The following is a 20,491-nucleotide window of genomic DNA, read 5'->3' on the forward strand; positions in this document are numbered from 1 at the left end:
CACGTTACTCGAAACGGGCCGAGGAGGACTCGTGGAGCCGCGCGACCGCATGGTCATCGGAAATCTTGTAACGGACTGCCACATCTTCGAGGGGGACGGCACACGCCCGATCCAGCAGGAGAACGTGCAGATCATTTACGAACCCGGTCTCCGCCGGGTGGAACTTCCCGTCGAGGTCCAGCGGTGGCGGGAGGACATCGAGGCGGATATGCAGCGCCGACAGGCAGCGGGCGAGCCGTACGCCTGGAACAACCCCCGTTTCGCCGTCGAGAGCATCATCGCCTCGCGGAGCGACGAGACCGAAGAGCCCTTGGTGCAGATCGGTCTGTGCGATGCGGACTACTACGACTTCCTCGCCACGTCGGTCAACCTCGACGAGCCGCTGCGCGAGGGGGAGCCCGCCACCCTGCGCTCCCAGTACCTGGAGAACGCCGACCCGGTGACCGCGCCCGCGTTCCTCTCTTGCAGCTTCGGCGTCAACGTGGCGGTGGAGACGGGGCCCGACCGGAAGATGGTGTTCGCACGGCGAAGCGTTCGGGTGGAGGGCCACAACAAGGTGCGCTGGAACTCCTCGGTCAACGAAGGGCTCGCCGCCATCCACGACATCCCCGAGGACGGATCCCCCATCAGCCTGCACGCCGTGGCCCGTCGTGCGCTCCGGGAGGAACTCGCCGTCCAGAACGAGGACGAGGTCGACCTCGAACTGCTCGTCTTCGCACTCGACGTGCGCAACCACCAGTGGGCCGCCTTCTACCGGGCCGTGCTCACCGACCTGACGGCCGACCAGCTCGTGGCCCGCCGAAGCCGCGGCATCGAGGACAAGTGGGAGCACGACCGGTTCGAATTCGTCCCGGCCGATCCCGACAACGTGCTCGACTTCGTCCTGCAGAAGAAGCCCGACGAGTGGACACCGTGCGGACCGGCCCTCTTCTACCTGGCTCTGGTCCGCGCCGCCGTCATCGCGCGCGGCGGCGACCGGTCGGGCCGGTTGGACGTCGAGGCCGCCGAGCGCCGGGCGGTGGAGCGGCTCGCGACGTCCGCTGCCCGCACGTAGTGCCGCCAGGCCGTGGCACCGGGGCTGCGCATCAGAAGATGTTCCGCTCCCGGTGCTGCCGGCGCAGCTCGAGGAACTTCTCACGCACCTCATCAGCGGGCAGGCCGCCCGCCTGGATTCTCAGGTCCGCAAGAGCGTCCCGGGACTCCATGAAGCCGCGCCACTTCTGCTGCGGCTTCAGCCAGGTGTCCACCGCTGTCATCACCGCGACGACCAGTGCCAGGGCCGGGACCCACGCCATCAGCCAGCTTCCATGGCCGTCCCCCAGGTTCTGGTCGGCTGCCACCACGGCGCTGGTGAGAATGAGCAGAATCCGGCCGACGTAGTAGGTGACACCGTAGTTGAAGGTGGCGATCCGCCACCTTCGCATCTCCCTGTCCATCTCCTCGACGAGTGCTCCGGGCAGGGGCTCAGCCACTGCCCGCTGCTCGCCTTCCGCCACGGTCCCCGAAACGTCCTCGGCCATGCGTCCCCCCAGCGAAGTCCCTGTCACGACTTGACATCCTCGCACCCGGAGCACGGGCTGAGGAGCCGGTGAGGAGTCCGCGGGTCAGTCGCCCCTTTCACCGGCTCGAGCACCGCCGCGCACTCCACGCGGTGTGGTCATCGGGAAGAGATCAGCCGGAATCGCATCCGAGAAACTGCAGGTCAGACAGATTTTTCCGCCCTACCGAAGAGTCCACGAGTGCCGCAGGCGTCAAACGAGCGTCACGACCGACGGAATCGACGACACGGCCGGGGCACCGTCCGACATCAGATCGGAAGGTCGTCGGGCAGCACCCGGAACGCCTTGTGTCGGCCCCATGGGCACACGGCCCGGAAGTCTCGACGGTCGAGCGTGAGTACAGCGTCGGTGTCGTACTCAGCAGCAAGAGCCACGTTCACCGCATCCGCAAGGTCCAGGTCCAGGTCGCGGTACCGGACACGCACCGACTGGGCGACACTCAGATGGTCTTCCGTGATCCGGGGCAGAGCGATACGGCCTCGACGCGTCCAATGCCGGATGTCGTCGACCGCACTGAGCGCCGCTTCACGGCCGAGTTCGCGCGTGGCGACATGGTCGATCTCCGCGAGCAGCAGCGGGGACATCACCAGAAGCCCGGCAGCCATGATCGCCTCGCTCGCCGCCTGATGCTCGGGATGGGCGGAGTCGAGCGCCGCAAGGAGCCCGGAGGTGTCCGCGATGACGATGATCACGCAGCGGTCCCGGTCCCGGACCCGGTCTCGCGACACACGGCTTCGGCCACGGTGTCACGCACCTCACGCCTACTGGGGGTGCGGCCTCCCCCCTGGAAGGTGCGGGAGAAGAGCGGTTCGTCCCAGACACGGTTGGCCATGGCCGCGAGATGGATGCCCTGCCGAATGATCTCGGCCTCGCTGATGCCGCGCCGCTTTGCGGCCTCCTTGATGATCGCGAGGTCTTCCGGATCGGCGTAGACGTTGGTTCGTTTCATAGACATGTACCAAGGCTAGATTATGTACCACATTGATGTATGCCCGTTGCGGCCGCACACTCCACGACGAACGCACGGTGGCTGCCTCGCACCGCCGACGACTGGCGTTCTTGCACCGCCAGAGCCTCGGCAACGCGACGACGTTGTTGAGCCGGGTGTTGCGAGCAGGTCGGGTCGACGTGCGCGGCAAGGGACAGGGCTGCGGGCAGGACGGGTGCAAGGCCTCACGGATGCCCAGCGCTGGTATCGCCCGGCCATGGGCAGATGATGCTGTGGTGCGTCTTGAGTGGGCGTCATCTGAGCGTCAAGAGTTCTCAGCGATGCCACGGCGCCCGGGCCGCCGAGACCGCACCCAGCTACAGAGCCGCAGGTCCGCGCATACACGATGGACGCACTGGCCGCTCGAGCCGTTGTGCGGAGGAAAACAGGTCGAGCGCGCCACCCAAGTTACAAACCCGCAGGTCAGGATCCCTTCACGGCTGGCTCGAGCACCGCCACGCACTCCACGTGGTGCGTCATCGGAAAGAGATCGAACGCCCGCAGTTTGCGCGGCCGGTAGCCGGCCTCGCGGAAGTACTTCAGGTCGCGGGCCAGCGCGGCCGGGTCGCAGGCGACGTAGGCGATGCGCCGTGCACCCAGGCCCGCGACGTGCTCGACGGTCCGCTTGCCTGCGCCGGCCCGGGGCGGGTCCAGTACGACGAGGTCAGCCTCCGTGATCCCGGTGCGCGGCAGCACCTGGTCCACCTTGCCCTGCTCGATGCGCACCCGGTCGAGGTCCTGGAGGTTGTGGCGGGCGTCCTCGGCCGCGCGCTTGCCCGACTCGATGCCGAGCACCGCCCCCTGGTCGCCGACCCGCTCCGCGAGCGCACCCGCGAACAGCCCGACGCCGCAGTACAGATCGAGGGCCATATCCCCCTTGCGCGGCATGAGCCCCTGCATGACGGCCTCGACGAGCAGATCCGGGGCGTTCGTGTGAACCTGCCAGAACCCGCCCGAGCCGACCCGCCAGGTCCGGCCCGCGGCCCGCTCCCGTACGAAGGGGCGCCCGTGCACCCGGTGCACCCCGCCGTCCTTCTCGTCGACCCGCATCAGGGAGACCGGCTTGTCCAGCTCCACGATGGGCAGCCGGCCGCCGGGCTTCGGCGTGATGATGACCTGGCGGTCGTTCGAGCCGGTGGCCGCGACGGCCTCGACGGTGTCGATCTGCGGCCACTGCCGCTGCTCGATGCCCAGCTCACTGACGCCCGGTGCCGCGATCAGGCACCGGTCGACCGGCTCGACCTCGTGCGAGCGGTGGCGCCGCAGACCGGCCCGGCCCTCGTCGTCCACGGCGTACTGGACGCGCGTGCGCCAGGCCGGGACCTCACCCTTGGCGACCTTGTCGCCCGGTACGGGCTCGACGGTGCCGTCCCAGCCGACTTCCTCGGGGGTGAGCCCGGCGAGCCGGGAGAGCTGCTCGGCGATGACGGAGACCTTGAGGCGCCGCTGGGCTCCGGGTGCCGCGTGCTGCCAGTCGCAGCCCCCGCAGCGGCCCGGCCCCGAGTAGGGGCACGGGGCCTCGACCCGGTCCGGGGACGCCTCCAGCACCCGCACCGCGTCGGCGCGCAGGAAGCGGGCGCCCTCCTCGCCGTCCGTGACCCGGGCGACCACGCGCTCCCCGGGCAGGGTGTGCCGGACGAACAGCACCTGGCCCTCGGAGGTCCGGGCGACGCAGTGGCCTCCGTGCGCCACGGCGCCGACCTCGACCTCGTACTCCTGGCCGACCAGCGACTGGGTGGGTTCGGTTGTCACAGCGGAGGTGCTCCTGAGCATGGGGTGCGGGGCGCGGGGAGCTGCGCGGTACGGGTCCGACAGCAGCCGTTCAGTCTACGTCGCCCGAACCCCAGCCGGTTACGCGCTCCTGTCCCGGCCGGACGGGCCGACCGGGCCACGGCGCACCGAGCCGGGGGCGTTCCACTCCGCCCGCCGCTTCGCACGCGTCCTCGCCAACTCGGACGACTCGAGCTGGTACGGGACGGAGGTGACCATCACGCCGGGGGTGAACAGCAGCCGGCCCTTGAGCCGCAGGGCGCTCTGGTTGTGCAGCAGGTGCTCGTACCAGTGGCCGACCACGTACTCGGGGATGTAGACGCTGACCACGTCGCGCGGGCTGGTGCGCCGCAGGCCCTTCACGTAGTCGATGACGGGCCGGGTGATCTCCCGGTAGGGCGAGTCGAGGACCTTGAGCGGGACGTCGAGGCGCCGCCGGTTCCACTCCTGCTGGAGCGCCCTGGTCTCGGCCGGGTCCACGTTGATGCTGATCGCTTCGAGGGTGTCGGAGCGCATCAGCTTCGCGTACGACAGGGCCCGCAGGGTCGGTTTGTGGATCTTTGACACCAGCACGATGGAGTGCACCCGGGACGGGCGCACCCCGTCGTCCGCCTCCTCGGCGGCGGCCAGTTCCGAGGACACCCCGTCGTAGTGGCGGCGGATCGCGGTCATGGTGACGTAGAAGATGGCCATGCCGAGCAGGGCGACCCAGGCACCGTGGCTGAACTTGGTCAGCAGGACCACCACGAGGACGACGCCGGTGAAGAAGGCGCCGAAGGTGTTGATCGCCCGGGAGCGCATCATCCGGCGACGCTCGGTCGGGTCCTTCTCGACCGCCAGGTGACGGTTCCAGTGCCGGACCATGCCGGTCTGGCTGAGCGTGAACGACACGAAGACGCCGACGATGTAGAGCTGGATCAGCCGGGTGGAGTCGGCGCCGTAGATCCCCACCAGGACGGCGGCGGCGCCGGCGAGCAGCACGATGCCGTTGGAGAAGGCGAGCCGGTCGCCGCGGGTGTGCAGTTGCCGCGGCAGGTAGCGGTCCTGGGCCAGGATCGAGCCGAGCAGCGGGAAGCCGTTGTACGCCGTGTTGGCGGCGAGGAACAGGACCAGCGCGGTGGCCGCGGCCAGGATCACGAAGAGGAACGAGCCGTCGCCGAACACCGCTGCCGCAACCTGGGAGATGACCGGGTTCTGGGTGTACCCGGGGCCTACCGGTTCCCCGTTGTCCAGCAGGTCGCGGGCGGGGAACTCGGCCATCCTGACGTCCGTGGCCAACGCCAGCCCGATGATCCCGCAGAACATCGTGACGGCCAGAGCGCCCATCATCGCCAGGGTGGTTGCCGCGTTCCGGCTCTTGGGCTTGCGGAAGGCGGGTACGCCGTTGCTGATCGCCTCGACGCCCGTGAGCGCCGCACAGCCCGAGGAGAAGGCGCGCAGCAGCAGGAACAGCAGCGCGAAGCCGGCGAGACCGGTGTGCTCGGTCTTGATCTCGAGGTCGGCCGTCGGGGCCTTCATCGAGTCGCCGAGGACGATCCCGCGGTACGCCCCCCAGAGGATCATGAGGAAGACGCCGGCCACGAACACGTAGGTCGGGATGGCGAAGAGCTTGCCGGACTCCTTGACACCGCGCAGGTTCATCAGCGTGAGCAGCACGATTATGGCGACGGCGGAAAGCGTCTTGTGCTCCACGACGAACGGGATGGCCGAGCCCAGGTTCTCCACGCCCGAGGAGATCGACACCGCCACGGTCAGGACGTAGTCCACCAGCAGGGCGCTGGCCACCGTCAGCCCGGCCCGGGGCCCCAGGTTGACGTTGGCCACCTCGTAGTCGCCGCCACCGCTGGGATAGGCGTGCACGTTCTGCCGGTACGACGCGACGACCGTGAACATCAGGACGACGACCGCGACGGCGATCCACGGGCTGAAGTGGTAGGCCGACACCCCCGCCAGCGAGAGGACGAGCAGCACCTCGCCCGGTGCGTACGCCACGGAGGACAGCGGGTCCGACGCGAAGACGGGAAGGGCGATCCGCTTCGGGAGCAGGGTCTCCCCGAGACGGTCGCTGCGCAGCGCCCGCCCGATCAGGATCCGCTTGGGCAGGTCGGTCAGTTTCGGCACGCAGAGGATCGTAAGCGTTCGATATCCACGGGGCCCACCCGCCCTGTCTCACTGGCTCAGCGCGCCCCGCCGGGCCAGCATGGGGGCATGACAACCGCATCCTCACCCGTCGCGGAGAGCGGACCGCTGACGTGCCTGGTCACCGGCGCGACGGGATACATCGGCGGCAGGCTCGTCCCGGAACTGCTGTCGGCCGGGCACCGTGTGCGCTGCCTCGCCCGGACCCCCGAGAAGCTGCGCGACCATCCGTGGTCGGGGCAGGCGGAGGTGGCGCGCGGCGACGTCACGGACGCGGAGTCGCTGCGCGACGCCCTGAACGGCGTGGACGTCGCCTACTACCTCGTGCACGCCCTGGGCACCGGGAAGGGGTTCGAGGAGACCGACCGGGAGGCGGCCCGGCTGTTCGGCGAGCAGGCCAAGGCGGCGGGTGTCCGGCGGATCGTCTACCTCGGCGGTCTGACACCGGCCGGCGTACCCGAGCGCGAGCTCTCGCCCCATCTGCGGTCGCGCGCCGAGGTGGGCCGCATCCTGGAGGAGTCGGGGGTGCCGACGGCCGTCCTCAGGGCGGCCGTGATCATCGGTTCCGGTTCGGCCTCGTTCGAGATGCTGCGCTACCTGACCGAGCGTCTGCCCCTGATGATCACACCGAGCTGGGTGCGCACGGCGATCCAGCCGGTCGCCATCCGGGACGTACTGCGCTACCTGGTGGGCTGCGCCACGCTGCCCCCGGACGCGAACCGGTCGTTCGACATCGGCGGCCCCGATGTTCTGACCTACCGCGACATGATGCAGCGCTACGCCGCTGTGGCGGACCTGCCGAAGCGGCTGATCCTTCCCGTGCCGGTCCTCACGCCACGGCTGTCGAGCCACTGGGTCGGCCTGGTCACACCGGTTCCGGGCTCGATCGCCCGGCCGCTGGCGGAGTCGCTGCGGCACGAGGTGGTGTGCGGCGAGCACGACATCGCCCGCTACGTGCCGGATCCGCCGGGCGGGCTGCTCGGCATCGACCGGGCGCTGAGCCTGGCCCTGCAGCGGATCAAGGACGCGGACGTGGCGACGCGCTGGTCGTCGGCGTCGGTGCCCGGTGCGCCCAGCGATCCGCTGCCCACCGACCCGGACTGGTCGGGCGGCAGCCTGTACACCGACTTCCGCGACCAGTCCGTCGCGGCGCCGCCCGCCGCGCTGTGGAGCGTTGTGGAGGGCATCGGCGGGGACAACGGCTGGTACTCGTTCCCGCTGGCCTGGGCGGTACGGGGCTGGCTCGACCGGCTGGTCGGCGGCGTGGGACTGCGGCGCGGCCGCCGGGACGCGGAGCACCTGCGGGTAGGGGACTCGCTCGACTTCTGGCGGGTGGAGGAGGTCGAGCACGGCCGGCTGCTCCGGCTCCGCGCGGAGATGCGGCTGCCGGGTCTGGCGTGGCTGGAGCTGCGGGTCGAGCCGGACGGCCGGGGCGGCAGCCTGCTGCGGCAGCGGGCGCTGTTCCATCCGCACGGTCTCGCCGGGCACGCGTACTGGTGGGGCGTCTCGCCGTTCCACTCGGTCGTCTTCGGCGGGATGGCCCGGAGGATCGCGGCCACGGCGGAGTCAACCGCGGTGGGTCCGCGAGCGGCGGCGGCGGGTAGCGTTACCGGCGACGAACGAACCAGCAGCGGCCCCGCCCGGGGCCCGGAAGGATGATGAACGGTGCCGGCACAGGTCATAGCGCTCAGGGAAGGTGCGAGGTAAAGGCCTCATGCACATCGTGATCATGGGCTGCGGACGCGTGGGCTCGGCCCTCGCGTACACGCTGGAGCAACAAGGTCACACGGTCGCCGTCATCGACCAGGACCCCACCGCCTTCCGCCGCCTGGGCTCCGGGTTCGGCGGGCGCCGGGTGACCGGCATCGGCTTCGACCAGGACACCCTGCGCGAGGCCGGCATCGAGGAGGCCGGTGCCTTCGCCGCGGTCAGCAGCGGCGACAACTCCAACATCATCGCCGCCCGCGTGGCGCGAGAGATGTTCGACGTGGAGAACGTGGCCGCGCGCATCTACGACCCCCGGCGCGCCGAGGTGTACCAGCGGCTCGGCATCCCGACGGTCGCCACCGTGCGCTGGACGGCCGACCAGATGCTCCGCCGGCTGCTGCCGTCCGGAGCCGAGGCCCTGTGGCGTGACCCGAGCGGCGCGGTGCAGCTGGCCGAGGTGCACATCTCGACGGCCTGGGTCGGCCACCGGATCAGCCGGATGCAGGAGGAGACGGGCGTGCGCGTGGCGTTCCTCACCCGACTGGGCGAAGCAGTGCTGCCGACGGCGGACACCGTGCTGCAGGAAGGCGATCTGGTGCACGTCATGATGCGCAGCGAGGACATGGAGAAGGTCGAGGCGGCGTTCGCCGAAGGCCCCGAGGAGGCGCAGCGATGAGGGTCGCCATCGGAGGGGCCGGCGCGGTCGGGCGTTCGATCGCCGGCGAGCTGCTGGAGAACGGGCACGAGGTGCTGCTGATCGACAAGGCGCCCACCGCGATCTCCGTTGAACGGGTGCCGCAGGCGGAGTGGCTGCTGGCCGACGCCTGTGAGATCACCTCGCTCGACGAGGCCGCGCTGCAGCGCTGCAACGTGGTCATCGCTGCCACCGGGGACGACAAGGTCAACCTGGTCATCTCGCTGCTGGCGAAGACCGAGTACGCGGTCCCGCGGGTCGTGGCGCGGGTGAACAACCCGAAGAACGAGTGGCTGTTCAACGAGTCGTGGGGGGTCGATGTGGCCGTGTCCACGCCCCGCCTGATGTCGGCCCTGGTCGAGGAGGCGGTGAGCGTCGGCGACCTGGTGCGGCTGCTGCGCTTCAGCCACGGCGACGCCAACCTCGTCGAGCTGACCCTACCGCCGGAGGCGGCCCTGACCGGGACCCGGGTCGGCGATGTGCAGTGGCCGGACGACACCTCGCTGGTCACCATCATCCGCGGCACACGGGTGCTGACCCCCGACCGGGACGACGCGCTGGAGGCCGGTGACGAGCTGCTGTTCGTCGCGGCGCAGGCGCGGGAACAGGAGCTGGAGGACCTGCTCTCGACCCGGCGCGCGGAGACCGAGCGCTGAGAACGGACACGGCGAGGGGGCCGGAACCGTTGGGTTCCGGCCCCCTCGCCGTCGATCGTGCGGGTGCGGTCCCGTCAGTCGGCCGTGGCCGTCTGCGCTGCTCGTTCCTTCTCGAGGCGTTCGGTCTCCTCGGCCTCCATCTCGGCGAAGACGTCGATCGGCGGCGGTGCCTTGGCGAGGAAGATCCAGGTGAAGTAGACGCAGAGCAGGAACGGCGGAATGCCGAGCGCCACCTTGACCCACCCCAGCTGGGTTGCGTCGCCCCACCAGTAGAGCGGGAAGAGGATCGCCGACTTGGCGAGCAGGATCAGTCCCCACGCCCAGCTGGCCTTGGTGTACGCCACCCGGCGGCCCGGGTTGCGGGTGCGCCAGGAGAGGTTCTCCTTGAACAGCGGCCCGAGGATGACTCCGAGCAGCGGCCAGCCGGCCATGGCCGACACGGTGTAGGCCACCGCGAGACCGAGGGTGTACAGCATCCCGGGCAGGTAGAAGTTCTTGGCGTCCCCGGACATCATCGCGAAGGCGGCGCCGATGGCGACGCCGAAGACGCCGCCGAAGGCGTGCTTGAGCGTTCCCTTGCTCACCACCCGGGCGATGCCCAGCACCAGCGACAGGGCGAGCGCGGCGATGGCCGCCGGCTGGATGTCACGGTTCACGGTGTAGATCGCGACGAACACCAGGCCGGGGACGGTGGTCTCCACCATGCCCCGGACGCCGCCGAACGCTTCGAAGAGCGCGGCCTCGGTGACGGTTCTCGAATGTGCGTCCTGGTCCTGGTCGGTCTGGCGGTCCGGAGAGGTCACCGGCTACTCCTGTCCGAGCGGTCGGAGTTCGTATTTGGGGTTGAACAGCAGCCGGCGCCCATGACTCATTGACATGCGGCCGGAGACCACGATCTTACGGCCGGGCTCGATGCCGACGATGGAGCGCCGTCCGAGCCACACCACGTCGACGGCGGCCGAACCGTCGAACAGCTCGGCCTCGAGTGCGGGCACGCCGGCGCGGGGCCGCAGGGTCACCGTGCGCAGCGTTCCGGTCACCTTCACGATCTCGCGGTCGTGGCACTCGCCGATCGGGGTGCATCCCGAGGCCTGTGCGTCCTGCTGCAGCTCGTCGGCGTGCAGCTCCTCCTGGGTGCTGGAGAGGCGGTCGAGCAACCGGCGGAACCGACCGGTGGGCTTGTCGTGACGGGACACTGCACTCATACACGAAGCGTACCGGGAGGGGGCTGGGCGGATCACTGCTCGAAGCGGTACCCCATGCCGGGCTCGGTGACGAAATGCTGCGGGTGCGACGGATCGCTCTCGAGCTTGCGCCGCAGTTGTGCCATGTACACACGGAGATAGTTGGTCTCGGTCCCGTACGAGGGTCCCCAGACCTCCTGGAGAAGCTGTTTCTGCCCGATCAGCCGGCCGGGATTGCGCACCAGGACCTCGAGCAGATGCCATTCGGTCGGGGTGAGGCGGACGTCACGGCCGTCCTGGAGGCGGACCTTCCTCGCCGCCAGATCGACGGTGAACCGCTCGGTGGAGACGACCGCCGTGCCGTCCACCGGTCCGGTCGGCGTCGCCCGGCGGACGGCGGCCCGCAGCCGGGCGAGCAGCTCGTCCATGCCGAACGGCTTGGTGACGTAGTCGTCGGCACCCGCGTCGAGTGCCTCGACCTTCTCGTCGGAGGTCTGCCGGGCGGACAGCACCAGGATCGGCACCGGGGTCCAGCCGCGGAGCCCCTTGATGACCTCGGTTCCGTCCATGTCGGGAAGCCCCAGGTCGAGGAGGACGACGTCGGGCCGGCGGGCTGCGGCGAGGGCGAGAGCGGTCGCGCCGTCCGGGGCGGCGTCCACCTCGTACTTGCGCGCCTTGAGGTTGATGACGAGCGCGCGCACGATCTGCGCGTCGTCCTCCACCACCAGAACCCGGGTCATGTGTGTCCTGTCCTCTCGCCGGCGACCGGCGTACGGAAGCTGCGGGGCTGCGGTCGTCATGCGGTCGCCGCGCCCGGCAGTCCGGGAGCTGCCGCTGGGCGGCCGTCCGCGGCCCGGAGCGTGAGCACCATGGTCATTCCACCGCCGGGGGTGTCCTCCGCCGTGAGCGTGCCGCCCATGGCCTCGGCGAAGCCGCGCGCCACGGCGAGCCCCAGTCCGACGCCCGCACCGCGCGGGGCGTCCCCGTATCGCTGGAACGGCTCGAAGATCCGCTCCTTGGCGTCGTCGGGAACGCCGGGGCCGCGGTCCACCACCCGGACCTCGACGCGCTCGCCCAGGGCACTGGCGGAGACCAGGACCCTCTCGTCCTGCGGACCGTGCTTGACCGCGTTCTCGACGAGGTTGGCCACGCAGCGCTCGAGCAGCCCCGGGTCGACGGCGACCATGGGCAGGTTCTCGGGGATGTCGAGGTCGACACTGCCCTCCGGGACACCGCCGAGCGCCATCGGCACCACCTCGTCGAGGTCCGCCTCGCGGATCAGCGGCGTCACGGTTCCGGTCTGCAGCCGGGACATGTCGAGGAGGTTGCCGACGAGGTGGTCCAGGCGGTCGGCGCCCTCCTCGACGGTGGCGAGCAACTCGGCCTCGTCCTCCGGCGACCAGGCGACATCGCCGGAACGCAGGGACGTCACCGCGGCCTTGATGCCGGCGAGCGGCGTGCGCAGGTCGTGGGAAACGGCTGCCAGCAGTGCGGTGCGGATGCGGTTGCCCTCCGCCAGTTCACGGGCCTGCTCGGCCTCGCCGAGGAGGCGCTGCCGGTCGAGCACCACGGCGGCCTGGGCGGCGAAGGCGGCCAGCACCCGCCGGTCCTCGGCGGGCAGCACTCTCCCGCTCAGGGCCAGAGCCATACGGTCGCCCACGGGCATGTCGACGTCCGCGTCCTCGGGGCGCAGCAGCAGCCGGGACCCGACTCCTGCCGTGCAGGTCCACGGCTCCACCTCACTTCCCCGCTCCAGCAGGGCGGCGGACTCCATGGCGAAGGTTTCGCGTACCCGCTCCAGCAGGGCCTCGAGGCTGGTCTCCCCGCGCAGCACGCTTCCGGCGAGGAAGGAAAGGATCTCGGACTCCGCCCGCAGCCGCGCCGCCTGGGCAGTGCGCCGGGCGGCGAGGTCGACGACCGAGGCCACCGCCACGGCGACCGCGAAGAAGATCGCGATGGCAACGATGTTCTCGGGGTCGGAGACGGTCCAGGTGTGTACCGGCGGGGTGAAGTAGTAGTTGAGCAGCAGGGTCCCGACGACGACCGAGGCCACGGCCGGCAGCAGGCCGCCGAGCAGGGCGGCGGCGACGGTCAGGGTGAGGAACAGCAGGACGTCGTTGGCGAGCCCCGGACCGGAGCTGAGGGCGGTCAGCAGCAGCGTCAGCAGGACCGGACCGAGCACTCCGACCAGCCAGCCGGCGACGATCCGGGAACGGCCCAGCCGGGCTCCCCGGGCGATCGGCAGGCCGCGGCCCTTGGCGGCCTCCTCGTGCGTGACGATGTGGACGTCGAGGTCGGGGCCCGAGTCGCGGGCCACCGTGGCGCCGACCCCGGGTCCGAACACGTACTGCCAGGCCTTGCGGCGGCTGGAGCCGAGGACGATCTGGGTGGCGTTGACGCCGCGGGCGAACTCGAGCAGTGCGTCCGGCACGTCGTCGCCGACGACGTGGTGGAAGGTGCCGCCGAGGTCCTCGGCCAGGGTGCGCTGGACGGCCAGTTCGTCGGGCGAGGCCGAGGTGAGCCCGTCGCTGCGGGATATGTACACGGCCAGGAGCTCACCGCCTGCCCCCTTGGCCGCCATCCGGGCGGCGCGGCGGATGAGGGTCCGGCCCTCCGGGCCTCCGGTGACACCGACGACGATCCGTTCGCGGGCCTGCCAGGTGGAGCTGATGTGGTGGTCGCGGCGGTACTGCTGGAGGTACTCGTCGACGCGGTCCGCGGTCCACAGCAGGGCCAGCTCGCGCAGGGCGGTGAGGTTGCCGGGCCGGAAGTAGTTCGACAGCGCCGCGTCGACCTTGTCCGGTGTGTAGATGTTGCCGTGGGCCATGCGGCGGCGCAGCGCCTGGGGCGACATGTCGACCAGTTCGATCTGGTCGGCGCGGCGCACCACCTCGTCGGGTACGGTCTCGCGCTGCCGGACGCCCGTTATGGACTCGACGACGTCGCCCAGCGATTCGAGGTGCTGGATGTTGAGGGTGGAGATGACGTCGACCCCCGCCCGCAGCAGTTCCTCGACGTCCTGCCAGCGCTTGGCGTTGCGGGAGCCGGGGACGTTCGTGTGGGCCAGTTCGTCGACCAGGGCCACGGCCGGGCGGCGCTCCAGCACCGCGTCGACGTCCATCTCGGTGAACCGGGCACCGCGGTGGACGATCTCACGGCGGGGCACCGTCTCGAGGCCGTGCAGCAGCACCTCGGTGCGCGGCCGCCCGTGGTGCTCGACGACGGCGACGACGCAATCGGTGCCCCGCCCCACCCGGCGGTGCGCCTCCGCCAGCATGTCGTACGTCTTGCCCACGCCCGGCGCAGCGCCGAGGTAGATCCTGAGCCTGCCGCGTGCCATGGCCTCATTGTCTTCGGTGAGGAGCGTTGAAGTCCGCGCTTCGACTCTACGACCGCTGATCCCGACGCAGGTGGGCGGAACGGGCAGACGGGACACGTCTTGACGCAACCCTGACGCCCGGCCGCCCTGTTCGCCCCCGTGGAGGGCGGGAAACCGCGTGCAGCACCCTCGTGTCCGGCCGCCGCCGCTGCCAGGATGATCGATATGACAGAGGTACGTACCGCGCACACCGCGCAGCTGGACGAGGGTGAGCTCAAGGCCCTCCGGTCCCTGCTCGACGCCGCCTTCGACGGTGGTTTCACGGATACGGACTGGGACCACACGCTCGGTGGTGTGCACGCGGTGGTGTGGGAGGCCGGCGAGCCGGTCGCCCATGGGGCCGTGGTGCAGCGGCGGCTGCTGCACGGCGGCCGGGCGCTGCGCACGGGCTACCTGGAGGGCGTCGCGGTCCGTCCCGACCGGCGGGGCCGGGGGCACGGCGCGTCCGTGATGGCGGCGCTGGAGGCCGTGGTGCGCGGTGCCTACGTGCTGGGCGCGCTGTCGGCGGCCGGCGGTTCGGGAGCGTTCTACGAGGCGCGCGGATGGCAGCGCTGGCAGGGCCGGACCTGTGTGCTCACGCCGTCGGGGATGGAGCGGACGCCCGAGGACGACGAGAGCGTGCACGTCCTCGCGCTGCCGACGTCCGTGGACCCGAAGGGCGTCCTGGTCTGCGAGTGGCGCGACGGCGACGTGTGGTGAAACCGGTGGCGGCCCGCCGGACGGCGAAGCCGCCCTGGGCCGTTCCGCACCGCACAGGGTGGGTCGCGCGCCGAAGCCGCCCCTGCTAGACAGGAGAGCAGGAGGTGCGTCATGGCGTTCCACCTCACGAGGGATCGCATGGCGATCCTCGCGGCTGTCGTGGCTCCCATCGCGGTCTCCGCAGCCCTCATCCCGTTCCGGACCGACATCTCCAGCGCGAATCTGGCGCTCATTCTCGTCGTTGTCGTGGTCGCCGTGGCCGCCATCGGGCACCTGTTCGCGGGGGCTGTCGCGGCACTGGGGGCGGCTCTCTGGTTCGACTTCTTCCTCACCCGGCCCTACGAGACCTTCGCCATCACCAAGTCCTCGGACGTCGGTACGGCCATCCTCCTGCTGGCCGTGGGGCTCGTCGTCTCGCAGCTCGCCGCGCGGGCCAGGCGGCTCCACGTTCTCGCCATCACCGACGCGGACTACCTGGCCCAGATCCACCACACAGCCCAGGTCGCACGCTCGTCCACGTCGCCGGACGCCGTGGTCGACCAGGTCAGAGATCAACTCGTCGGCCTGCTGCACCTGAACGGCTGCCGGTTCGAGTACGGGAACCTCCTGGGCCGCCCGCCCCGCCTCGAGCCGGACGGCAGGGTCGTCAAGAGCCGTATGGAGTGGGACGTCGACCGGCTCGGGCTGCCTGAGGAGGAGGTCGAGTTGCGCGCGTCCGCCAAGGGGCACTACTACGGGCGGTTCATGCTCCGGCCCACGCCCGGATCAGTTCCGTCGCTGGAGGCGCGCCTCGTTGCCGTGACTCTGGCCGATCAGGCCGGTGCGGCGCTGGATACGGCGCAATCCGCGCCGAGCAGTGGCTGACAGGGACGGCGGGAAGGCCGCGACGGGGGCGTGCCTCGGCAGAGGTTCCTCACAGCCAGCCGTTCCGGCGGAACGCCCGGTGGATCAGGGCGCAGGCGATGACGATGACGATCAGGACCAGGGGATACCCGAAGGTCCAGTGCAGTTCGGGCATGTGCTCGAAGTTCATGCCGTAGATGCCGGCGATCATGGTGGGAACGGCGATGATCGCCGCCCAGGCGCTGATCCGGCGCAGATCGGTGTTCTGCTGGACACTGAGCCGGGCGAGGCCCGCCGCCAGCACGCCGTCGAGGACGTCACCGAAAGCCGTGATGCGCTCCGACGCCTGGGTCAGACCGTCGTTCACGTCCCGCATGTAGGTGGCGATCTCCGGGCTGACCCCGGGGACGCGGCCCTCGGCCAGTTTCCGCAGCGGCAGCGTGAGCGGGAGCACGGCCTGCCGCAGTTCCAGCACTTCGCGTCTCAGCTGGTAGATGCGGCCCGCCTCGTCCGTCCGTTCCGGTGAGAACACGTCGGCCTCCAGCTGTTCCACGTCCGATTCGACGGCGTCGATCACCTTCAGGTACTGGTCGACGACGGTGTCGGCGATGCCGTGCATGACGGCGGCGGGGCCGTGGGCCAGCAGGTCCGGCCTGCCTTCGAGCTGGCGGCGCAGGTCCCGGAGGTCCGGCGAGTCGCCGTGCCGGACGACCACGACGAAGTCCGGTCCGGCGAAGATCATGATCTCTCCGGTCGAGACCACCTGGGCCGTCGGGGTGAGGCGGTCGTGCTCGACGTAGACGGCGGTCCTCATGACGAGGAACAGCGTCCCCCCGTACCGCTCGAGCTTGGCGCGCTGATGCGCGTGGACGGCGTCCTCCACGGCAAGCGGGTGCAGGTCGAAGGCGTCGGCGACCACTTGGAGCTGTTCTGCGGTCGGCTCCCTCAGTCCGATCCAGACGAAGCTGTCGGAGCTGCCGTGGACCGCGTCCATGGCCTCGTTCAGGGGCAGGACTCCGGGGCGGCGCTCACCGTGCCGGTACAGGGCGCAGTCCACGACGGGGACGAGCCGGTCGTCGGATCCGGGTGGTTGCGCGTCGTCCGTCATGTGCACCTCTGAGCGGTTCGGCGTCCTGCTCCCCCTCATGGTGCAGGGGTCCGGGGCGCTGCGCTCATCGTTTCCGCGCAGGGGCGTCGTACCGGGATGGCCACCGCCGGCTGCGACGCAGGCCTCCGCCGGCCCGGCCGGCGAGGTGTCCCGCTCTGCCCGTGGCAGTCCCACGGCTGCGATGGAGGCTCCTCCTCCGGGCGGCTCCCCGTCAGGAATCCGTCAATGCCGCGAGCTGCGCCGTCAGGAAGGCGTCAAGATCGCGAACGACCGCCGGCGCAGGTGTTTCCCTTCCAAGGCGCTCACGATTGAGCGCTTCTTCACGTCCCCTGAGTTTTAGGAGCATCCGGTGGCCGACGTGGCCTTCGCCGTCACCACGATCGCGGTCTTCGCGCTGGTGGCGTTCATAGCCAAGGGGGTGGCGAAGCTGTGAGCATCGAGAACATTGTCGGCCTGCTCGTGGCCGTGGCCCTCCTGGGTTACCTGGTCGTCGCCCTCGTCTTTCCGGAGAGGTTCTGAGCACCATGAGCCCTGTCCTCTCCGGCGTACTCCAGTTGCTCGCGCTCGTCGCGGCGCTGGCGCTGGCCTACCGGCCCCTCGGCGACTACATGGCCGGGGTCTACTCCTCGACCAGGCATCTGCGCGTCGAGCGGTGGATCTACCGCGCGATCGGCGCCAATCCGAGTGCCGAGATGCGTTGGCCCGCCTACCTGCGCGGCGTTCTTGCCTTCTCGGTCATCGGCGTCCTGTTCCTCTCCCTGCTGCAGCGACTGCAGGGAAGCCTGCCCGGTTCGCTGGGATTCGTGTCGATCGACCCGGACCAGGCGTTCAACACGGCGGCGTCGTTCGTGTCGAACACCAACTGGCAGTCGTACTACGGCGAGCAGGCCATGGGCCACGTCGTGCAGACCGGTGGCCTCGCGGTACAGAACTTCGTCTCGGCGGCGACGGGCATGGCGGTCGCCGTCGCGCTGGTGCGCGGCTTCGCCCGCTCACGGACCGGTGAGCTGGGCAACTTCTGGGCGGACCTCGTGCGGGGCACCGTCCGGATCCTGGTCCCGATCTCGGTCGTCGGCGCGCTCGTCCTGGTCGCCTGCGGGGCGATCCAGAACTTCGCGGGCATTCACGAGGTGGGCACGCTCACCGGTGGTCCGCAGCAGATCAACGGTGGTGCGGTGGCCTCGCAGGAGGTCATCAAGGAGCTGGGTACCAACGGCGGCGGCTATTTCAACGCCAACTCCTCGCACCCCTTCGAGAACCCGAACGCCTTCACCAACCTCTTCGAGATCTTCCTGATCCTCCTGATCCCGTTCGCGCTGACCCGCACCTTCGGCAGGATGGTCGGCAGCGTGAAGCAGGGGTACGCGATCCTCGCGACCATGGGCACGATCTGGCTCGCCTTCGTCGGCCTGATGATGTGGACCGAGTTCCACGGCGGTGGTCCGGCGCTCGAGGCGGCCGGCGGTGCGATGGAGGGCAAGGAGACCCGGTTCGGCATCGGCGCTTCGTCGATTTTCGCGGTCTCCACGACCCTGACCTCGACCGGTGCGGTGGACTCCTTCCACTCCTCCTACACCGGTTTCGGCGGGAGCATCACGATGCTGGGCATGATGCTCGGTGAGATCGCACCCGGTGGAGTGGGGTCCGGCCTCTACGGCATGCTCGTCATGGCGATCGTCGCCGTGTTCACCGCGGGTCTGATGGTCGGCCGCACGCCCGAGTACCTGGGCAAGAAGCTCGGCCCCCGTGAGATCAAGCTCGCCGCCTGCTACATCCTCGTCACCCCGGCGCTCGTGCTCGTCTTCACCGGACTGTCCATGGTGCTGCCGACGCCGCCGGGCTCGATCTACAACACGGCCCAGAACGCGGTCGGGGGCAGCGGGGCGCACGGCTTCTCCGACGTGCTGTACGCCTTCACCTCGGGCGCCAACAACAACGGCTCCGCCTTCGCCGGCCTGAACGCCGACACCCAGTGGTTCAACACCACGATCGGCCTGGCCATGTTGCTGGGCCGCTTCGTCCCGATGGTCTTCGTGCTCGCCCTCGCCGGCTCCCTCGCCGGGCAGAAGCCGGTGCCGGAAACGGCCGGCACCCTGCGCACCGAGAAGCCGCTCTTCGCCGGACTCCTGGTCGGCACGATCGTCATCGTCACCGGCCTGACCTACTTCCCGGCACTCGCCCTGGGGCCGATCGCGGAAGGGCTGGCCTCATGACCACCGACGTCAAGAAGAAGCAAGAGGACACCATGTCCACCGTTGCCCCGAACCGGGCTCCTCACGAGGAGTCGACCACCGGGCCCGGGCCCGGCCGGGTGGGAGGCGGCCTGTCCGACCCCCAGCAGTTGACCAGGTCCCTCCCCGATGCCCTTCGCAAGTTCGACCCGCGGGTGATGGCCAAGTCCCCCGTGATGTTCGTCGTGGAGATCGGCTCGGTGCTCACCACCGTGCTGGCGGTCGCGGACCCGTCCGACTGGTTCGGCTGGGTGATCACGGCCTGGCTGTGGCTGACCGTGATCTTCGCGAACCTCGCGGAAGCCGTCGCCGAGGGCCGGGGCAAGGCCCAGGCGAACACCCTGCGCAAGGCCAAGACCGATGCGGTGGCACGCCGCCTGCGGGGCACGGACGAAGAACGGATATCGGGCACGGAGCTGCGCGTCGGCGATCTGGTCGTCTGCGAGGCGGGTGACGTGATCCCCGGTGACGGTGACGTCGTCGAAGGCGTCGCGTCGGTCGACGAGTCCGCCATCACCGGCGAGTCGGCCCCGGTGATCCGCGAGTCCGGCGGTGACCGCAGCGCGGTCACCGGAGGGACGAAGGTGCTGTCCGACCGGATCGTCGTCAGGATCACCACCAAGCCGGGAGAGACGTTCATCGACCGGATGATCGCGCTGGTCGAGGGGGCGAGTCGGCAGAAGACGCCGAACGAGATCGCGCTGAACATCCTCCTCGCGTCGCTGACGATCGTCTTCCTGCTCGCCGTGGTCACCCTGCAGCCGTTCGCGATCTACGCGAAGGCGGAGCAGTCGCTGATCGTGCTGACCGCTCTCCTGGTCTGCCTCATCCCGACCACCATCGGCGCCCTCCTGTCGGCGATCGGCATCGCCGGGATGGACCGGCTGGTGCAGCGCAACGTGCTGGCCATGTCGGGTCGGGCCGTCGAGGCCGCCGGTGACGTCTCCACCCTGCTCCTGGACAAGACCGGGACCATCACGCTCGGCAACCGTGAGGCCGCCGAGTTCGTCCCTGTCGGGGGCATCTCGGAGGAGGAACTGGCTGACGCCGCCCAGCTGTCCTCCCTCGCGGACGAGACCCCCGAGGGCCGCTCGGTCGTCGTCCTTGCCAAGGAGCGGTACGGCCTGCGGGAACGCCGGGAGGGAGAGCTGGAACAGGCCGAATGGATCCCGTTCACGGCGCAGACCCGCATGTCCGGGGTGGACCTGGACGGCCGGCGAGTCCGCAAGGGAGCCACCGCCTCGGTCGTCACGTGGGTCCGGGAGCGGGGCGGCACCGTCACGGACGACGCCGACCGGATCGCGCACCGGATCTCCGAGGCCGGTGGCACCCCGCTGCTCGTCGCCGTCGAGGACGGCACCGGGTCGCGGGTCCTCGGAGTCGTCCACCTCAAGGACGTGGTCAAGGAGGGCATGCGGGAGCGCTTCGCCGAGCTGCGGCGCATGGGGATCCGGACGGTGATGATCACGGGTGACAACCCGCTCACCGCGAGGGCCATCGCGACCGAGGCGGGCGTGGACGACTTCCTCGCCGA

General features: G+C 70.2%; 19 protein-coding genes. 9 read left to right on the plus strand and 10 right to left on the minus strand.

From position 1 onward, the window contains the following. The first annotated feature begins 31 nt into the window (after positions 1-31). Complete coding sequence (locus M1E25_RS06455; RefSeq protein ID WP_251410997.1) at positions 32-1,054, plus strand: translation initiation factor 2; 1,023 nt, start codon at positions 32-34, stop codon at positions 1,052-1,054. A gap of 31 nt (positions 1,055-1,085) precedes the next feature. Here M1E25_RS06455 and M1E25_RS06460 read toward each other — a convergent pair whose 3' ends face one another. The 5 genes from M1E25_RS06460 to M1E25_RS06480 all read right to left on the minus strand — a co-directional run bounded on the left by M1E25_RS06460 (position 1,086) and on the right by M1E25_RS06480 (position 6,438). After that, positions 1,086-1,547: a hypothetical protein gene (locus M1E25_RS06460; protein WP_251411000.1), complete on the minus strand. Its 462-nt coding sequence runs from the start codon at positions 1,545-1,547 to the stop codon at positions 1,086-1,088. Between the two features lie 260 nt (positions 1,548-1,807). Then, positions 1,808-2,251: a PIN domain-containing protein gene (locus tag M1E25_RS06465; RefSeq protein ID WP_251411003.1), complete on the minus strand. Its 444-nt coding sequence runs from the start codon at positions 2,249-2,251 to the stop codon at positions 1,808-1,810. Then, complete coding sequence (locus M1E25_RS06470; RefSeq protein WP_251411006.1) at positions 2,248-2,514, minus strand: ribbon-helix-helix domain-containing protein; 267 nt, start codon at positions 2,512-2,514, stop codon at positions 2,248-2,250. The genes M1E25_RS06465 and M1E25_RS06470 overlap by 4 nt, the downstream gene beginning before the upstream one ends. A gap of 456 nt (positions 2,515-2,970) precedes the next feature. Then, the gene (locus M1E25_RS06475; protein ID WP_251411009.1) at positions 2,971-4,299 is read right to left on the minus strand and encodes a class I SAM-dependent RNA methyltransferase; all 1,329 of its coding nucleotides are present in this window, start codon (positions 4,297-4,299) and stop codon (positions 2,971-2,973) included. Between the two features lie 99 nt (positions 4,300-4,398). Next, positions 4,399-6,438, minus strand: coding sequence for an APC family permease (locus M1E25_RS06480; RefSeq protein WP_251411012.1), 2,040 nt, complete (start codon positions 6,436-6,438; stop codon positions 4,399-4,401). An 87-nt stretch (positions 6,439-6,525) separates the two neighbouring features. Between M1E25_RS06480 and M1E25_RS06485 the strand changes: the two genes are divergently transcribed. From M1E25_RS06485 to M1E25_RS06495, 3 genes are read left to right on the plus strand one after another with little or no spacing between them, the layout of a single operon-like run. After that, entirely contained in the window at positions 6,526-8,115 is a 1,590-nt protein-coding gene (locus tag M1E25_RS06485; protein ID WP_251411017.1) for an SDR family oxidoreductase, read from the plus strand. Between the two features lie 55 nt (positions 8,116-8,170). Continuing rightward, positions 8,171-8,839, plus strand: coding sequence for a potassium channel family protein (locus M1E25_RS06490; protein WP_251411020.1), 669 nt, complete (start codon positions 8,171-8,173; stop codon positions 8,837-8,839). Beyond that, positions 8,836-9,513: a potassium channel family protein gene (locus M1E25_RS06495; protein ID WP_251411023.1), complete on the plus strand. Its 678-nt coding sequence runs from the start codon at positions 8,836-8,838 to the stop codon at positions 9,511-9,513. The genes M1E25_RS06490 and M1E25_RS06495 overlap by 4 nt, the downstream gene beginning before the upstream one ends. A gap of 74 nt (positions 9,514-9,587) precedes the next feature. On the opposite strand, the gene M1E25_RS06500 is transcribed toward M1E25_RS06495, so the two are convergent. The 4 genes from M1E25_RS06500 to M1E25_RS06515 are packed head-to-tail and all read right to left on the minus strand — an operon-like array spanning position 9,588 to position 14,037. Further along, positions 9,588-10,316: a DUF3159 domain-containing protein gene (locus M1E25_RS06500; protein ID WP_251411026.1), complete on the minus strand. Its 729-nt coding sequence runs from the start codon at positions 10,314-10,316 to the stop codon at positions 9,588-9,590. A gap of 3 nt (positions 10,317-10,319) precedes the next feature. After that, complete coding sequence (locus M1E25_RS06505; RefSeq protein ID WP_251411029.1) at positions 10,320-10,718, minus strand: OB-fold nucleic acid binding domain-containing protein; 399 nt, start codon at positions 10,716-10,718, stop codon at positions 10,320-10,322. A gap of 32 nt (positions 10,719-10,750) precedes the next feature. Beyond that, positions 10,751-11,437 (minus strand): response regulator, encoded by a 687-nt coding sequence (locus M1E25_RS06510; protein ID WP_251411031.1) that lies wholly within the window; start codon positions 11,435-11,437, stop codon positions 10,751-10,753. A 56-nt stretch (positions 11,438-11,493) separates the two neighbouring features. Continuing rightward, positions 11,494-14,037, minus strand: coding sequence for an ATP-binding protein (locus tag M1E25_RS06515; protein ID WP_251411034.1), 2,544 nt, complete (start codon positions 14,035-14,037; stop codon positions 11,494-11,496). A 195-nt stretch (positions 14,038-14,232) separates the two neighbouring features. Between M1E25_RS06515 and M1E25_RS06520 the strand changes: the two genes are divergently transcribed. Both M1E25_RS06520 and M1E25_RS06525 read left to right on the plus strand, forming a co-directional pair. Beyond that, positions 14,233-14,775, plus strand: coding sequence for a GNAT family N-acetyltransferase (locus M1E25_RS06520; RefSeq protein WP_372500534.1), 543 nt, complete (start codon positions 14,233-14,235; stop codon positions 14,773-14,775). 111 nt (positions 14,776-14,886) lie between these two features. Continuing rightward, a complete protein-coding gene (locus M1E25_RS06525; RefSeq protein WP_251411040.1) occupies positions 14,887-15,639 on the plus strand; it encodes a DUF4118 domain-containing protein in 753 nt (250 codons plus the stop codon). A 49-nt stretch (positions 15,640-15,688) separates the two neighbouring features. On the opposite strand, the gene M1E25_RS06530 is transcribed toward M1E25_RS06525, so the two are convergent. Beyond that, positions 15,689-16,726: a magnesium and cobalt transport protein CorA gene (locus M1E25_RS06530; protein WP_251411043.1), complete on the minus strand. Its 1,038-nt coding sequence runs from the start codon at positions 16,724-16,726 to the stop codon at positions 15,689-15,691. A gap of 429 nt (positions 16,727-17,155) precedes the next feature. Between M1E25_RS06530 and kdpF the strand changes: the two genes are divergently transcribed. The 3 genes from kdpF to kdpB all read left to right on the plus strand — a co-directional run. Beyond that, positions 17,156-17,245 (plus strand): K(+)-transporting ATPase subunit F, encoded by a 90-nt coding sequence (gene kdpF / locus M1E25_RS06535; protein ID WP_251411045.1) that lies wholly within the window; start codon positions 17,156-17,158, stop codon positions 17,243-17,245. 5 nt (positions 17,246-17,250) lie between these two features. Further along, the gene (gene kdpA, locus M1E25_RS06540; protein ID WP_251411048.1) at positions 17,251-18,939 is read left to right on the plus strand and encodes a potassium-transporting ATPase subunit KdpA; all 1,689 of its coding nucleotides are present in this window, start codon (positions 17,251-17,253) and stop codon (positions 18,937-18,939) included. Then, on the plus strand, positions 18,936-20,491 hold a 1,556-nt coding region (gene kdpB, locus M1E25_RS06545; RefSeq protein WP_251411051.1), incomplete at its 3' end, for a potassium-transporting ATPase subunit KdpB. The genes kdpA and kdpB, both read left to right, overlap by 4 nt.

It is taken from the genome of Streptomyces meridianus, assembly GCF_023703325.1.
Classification (GTDB): Bacteria; Actinomycetota; Actinomycetes; order Streptomycetales; family Streptomycetaceae; genus Streptomyces; species Streptomyces meridianus.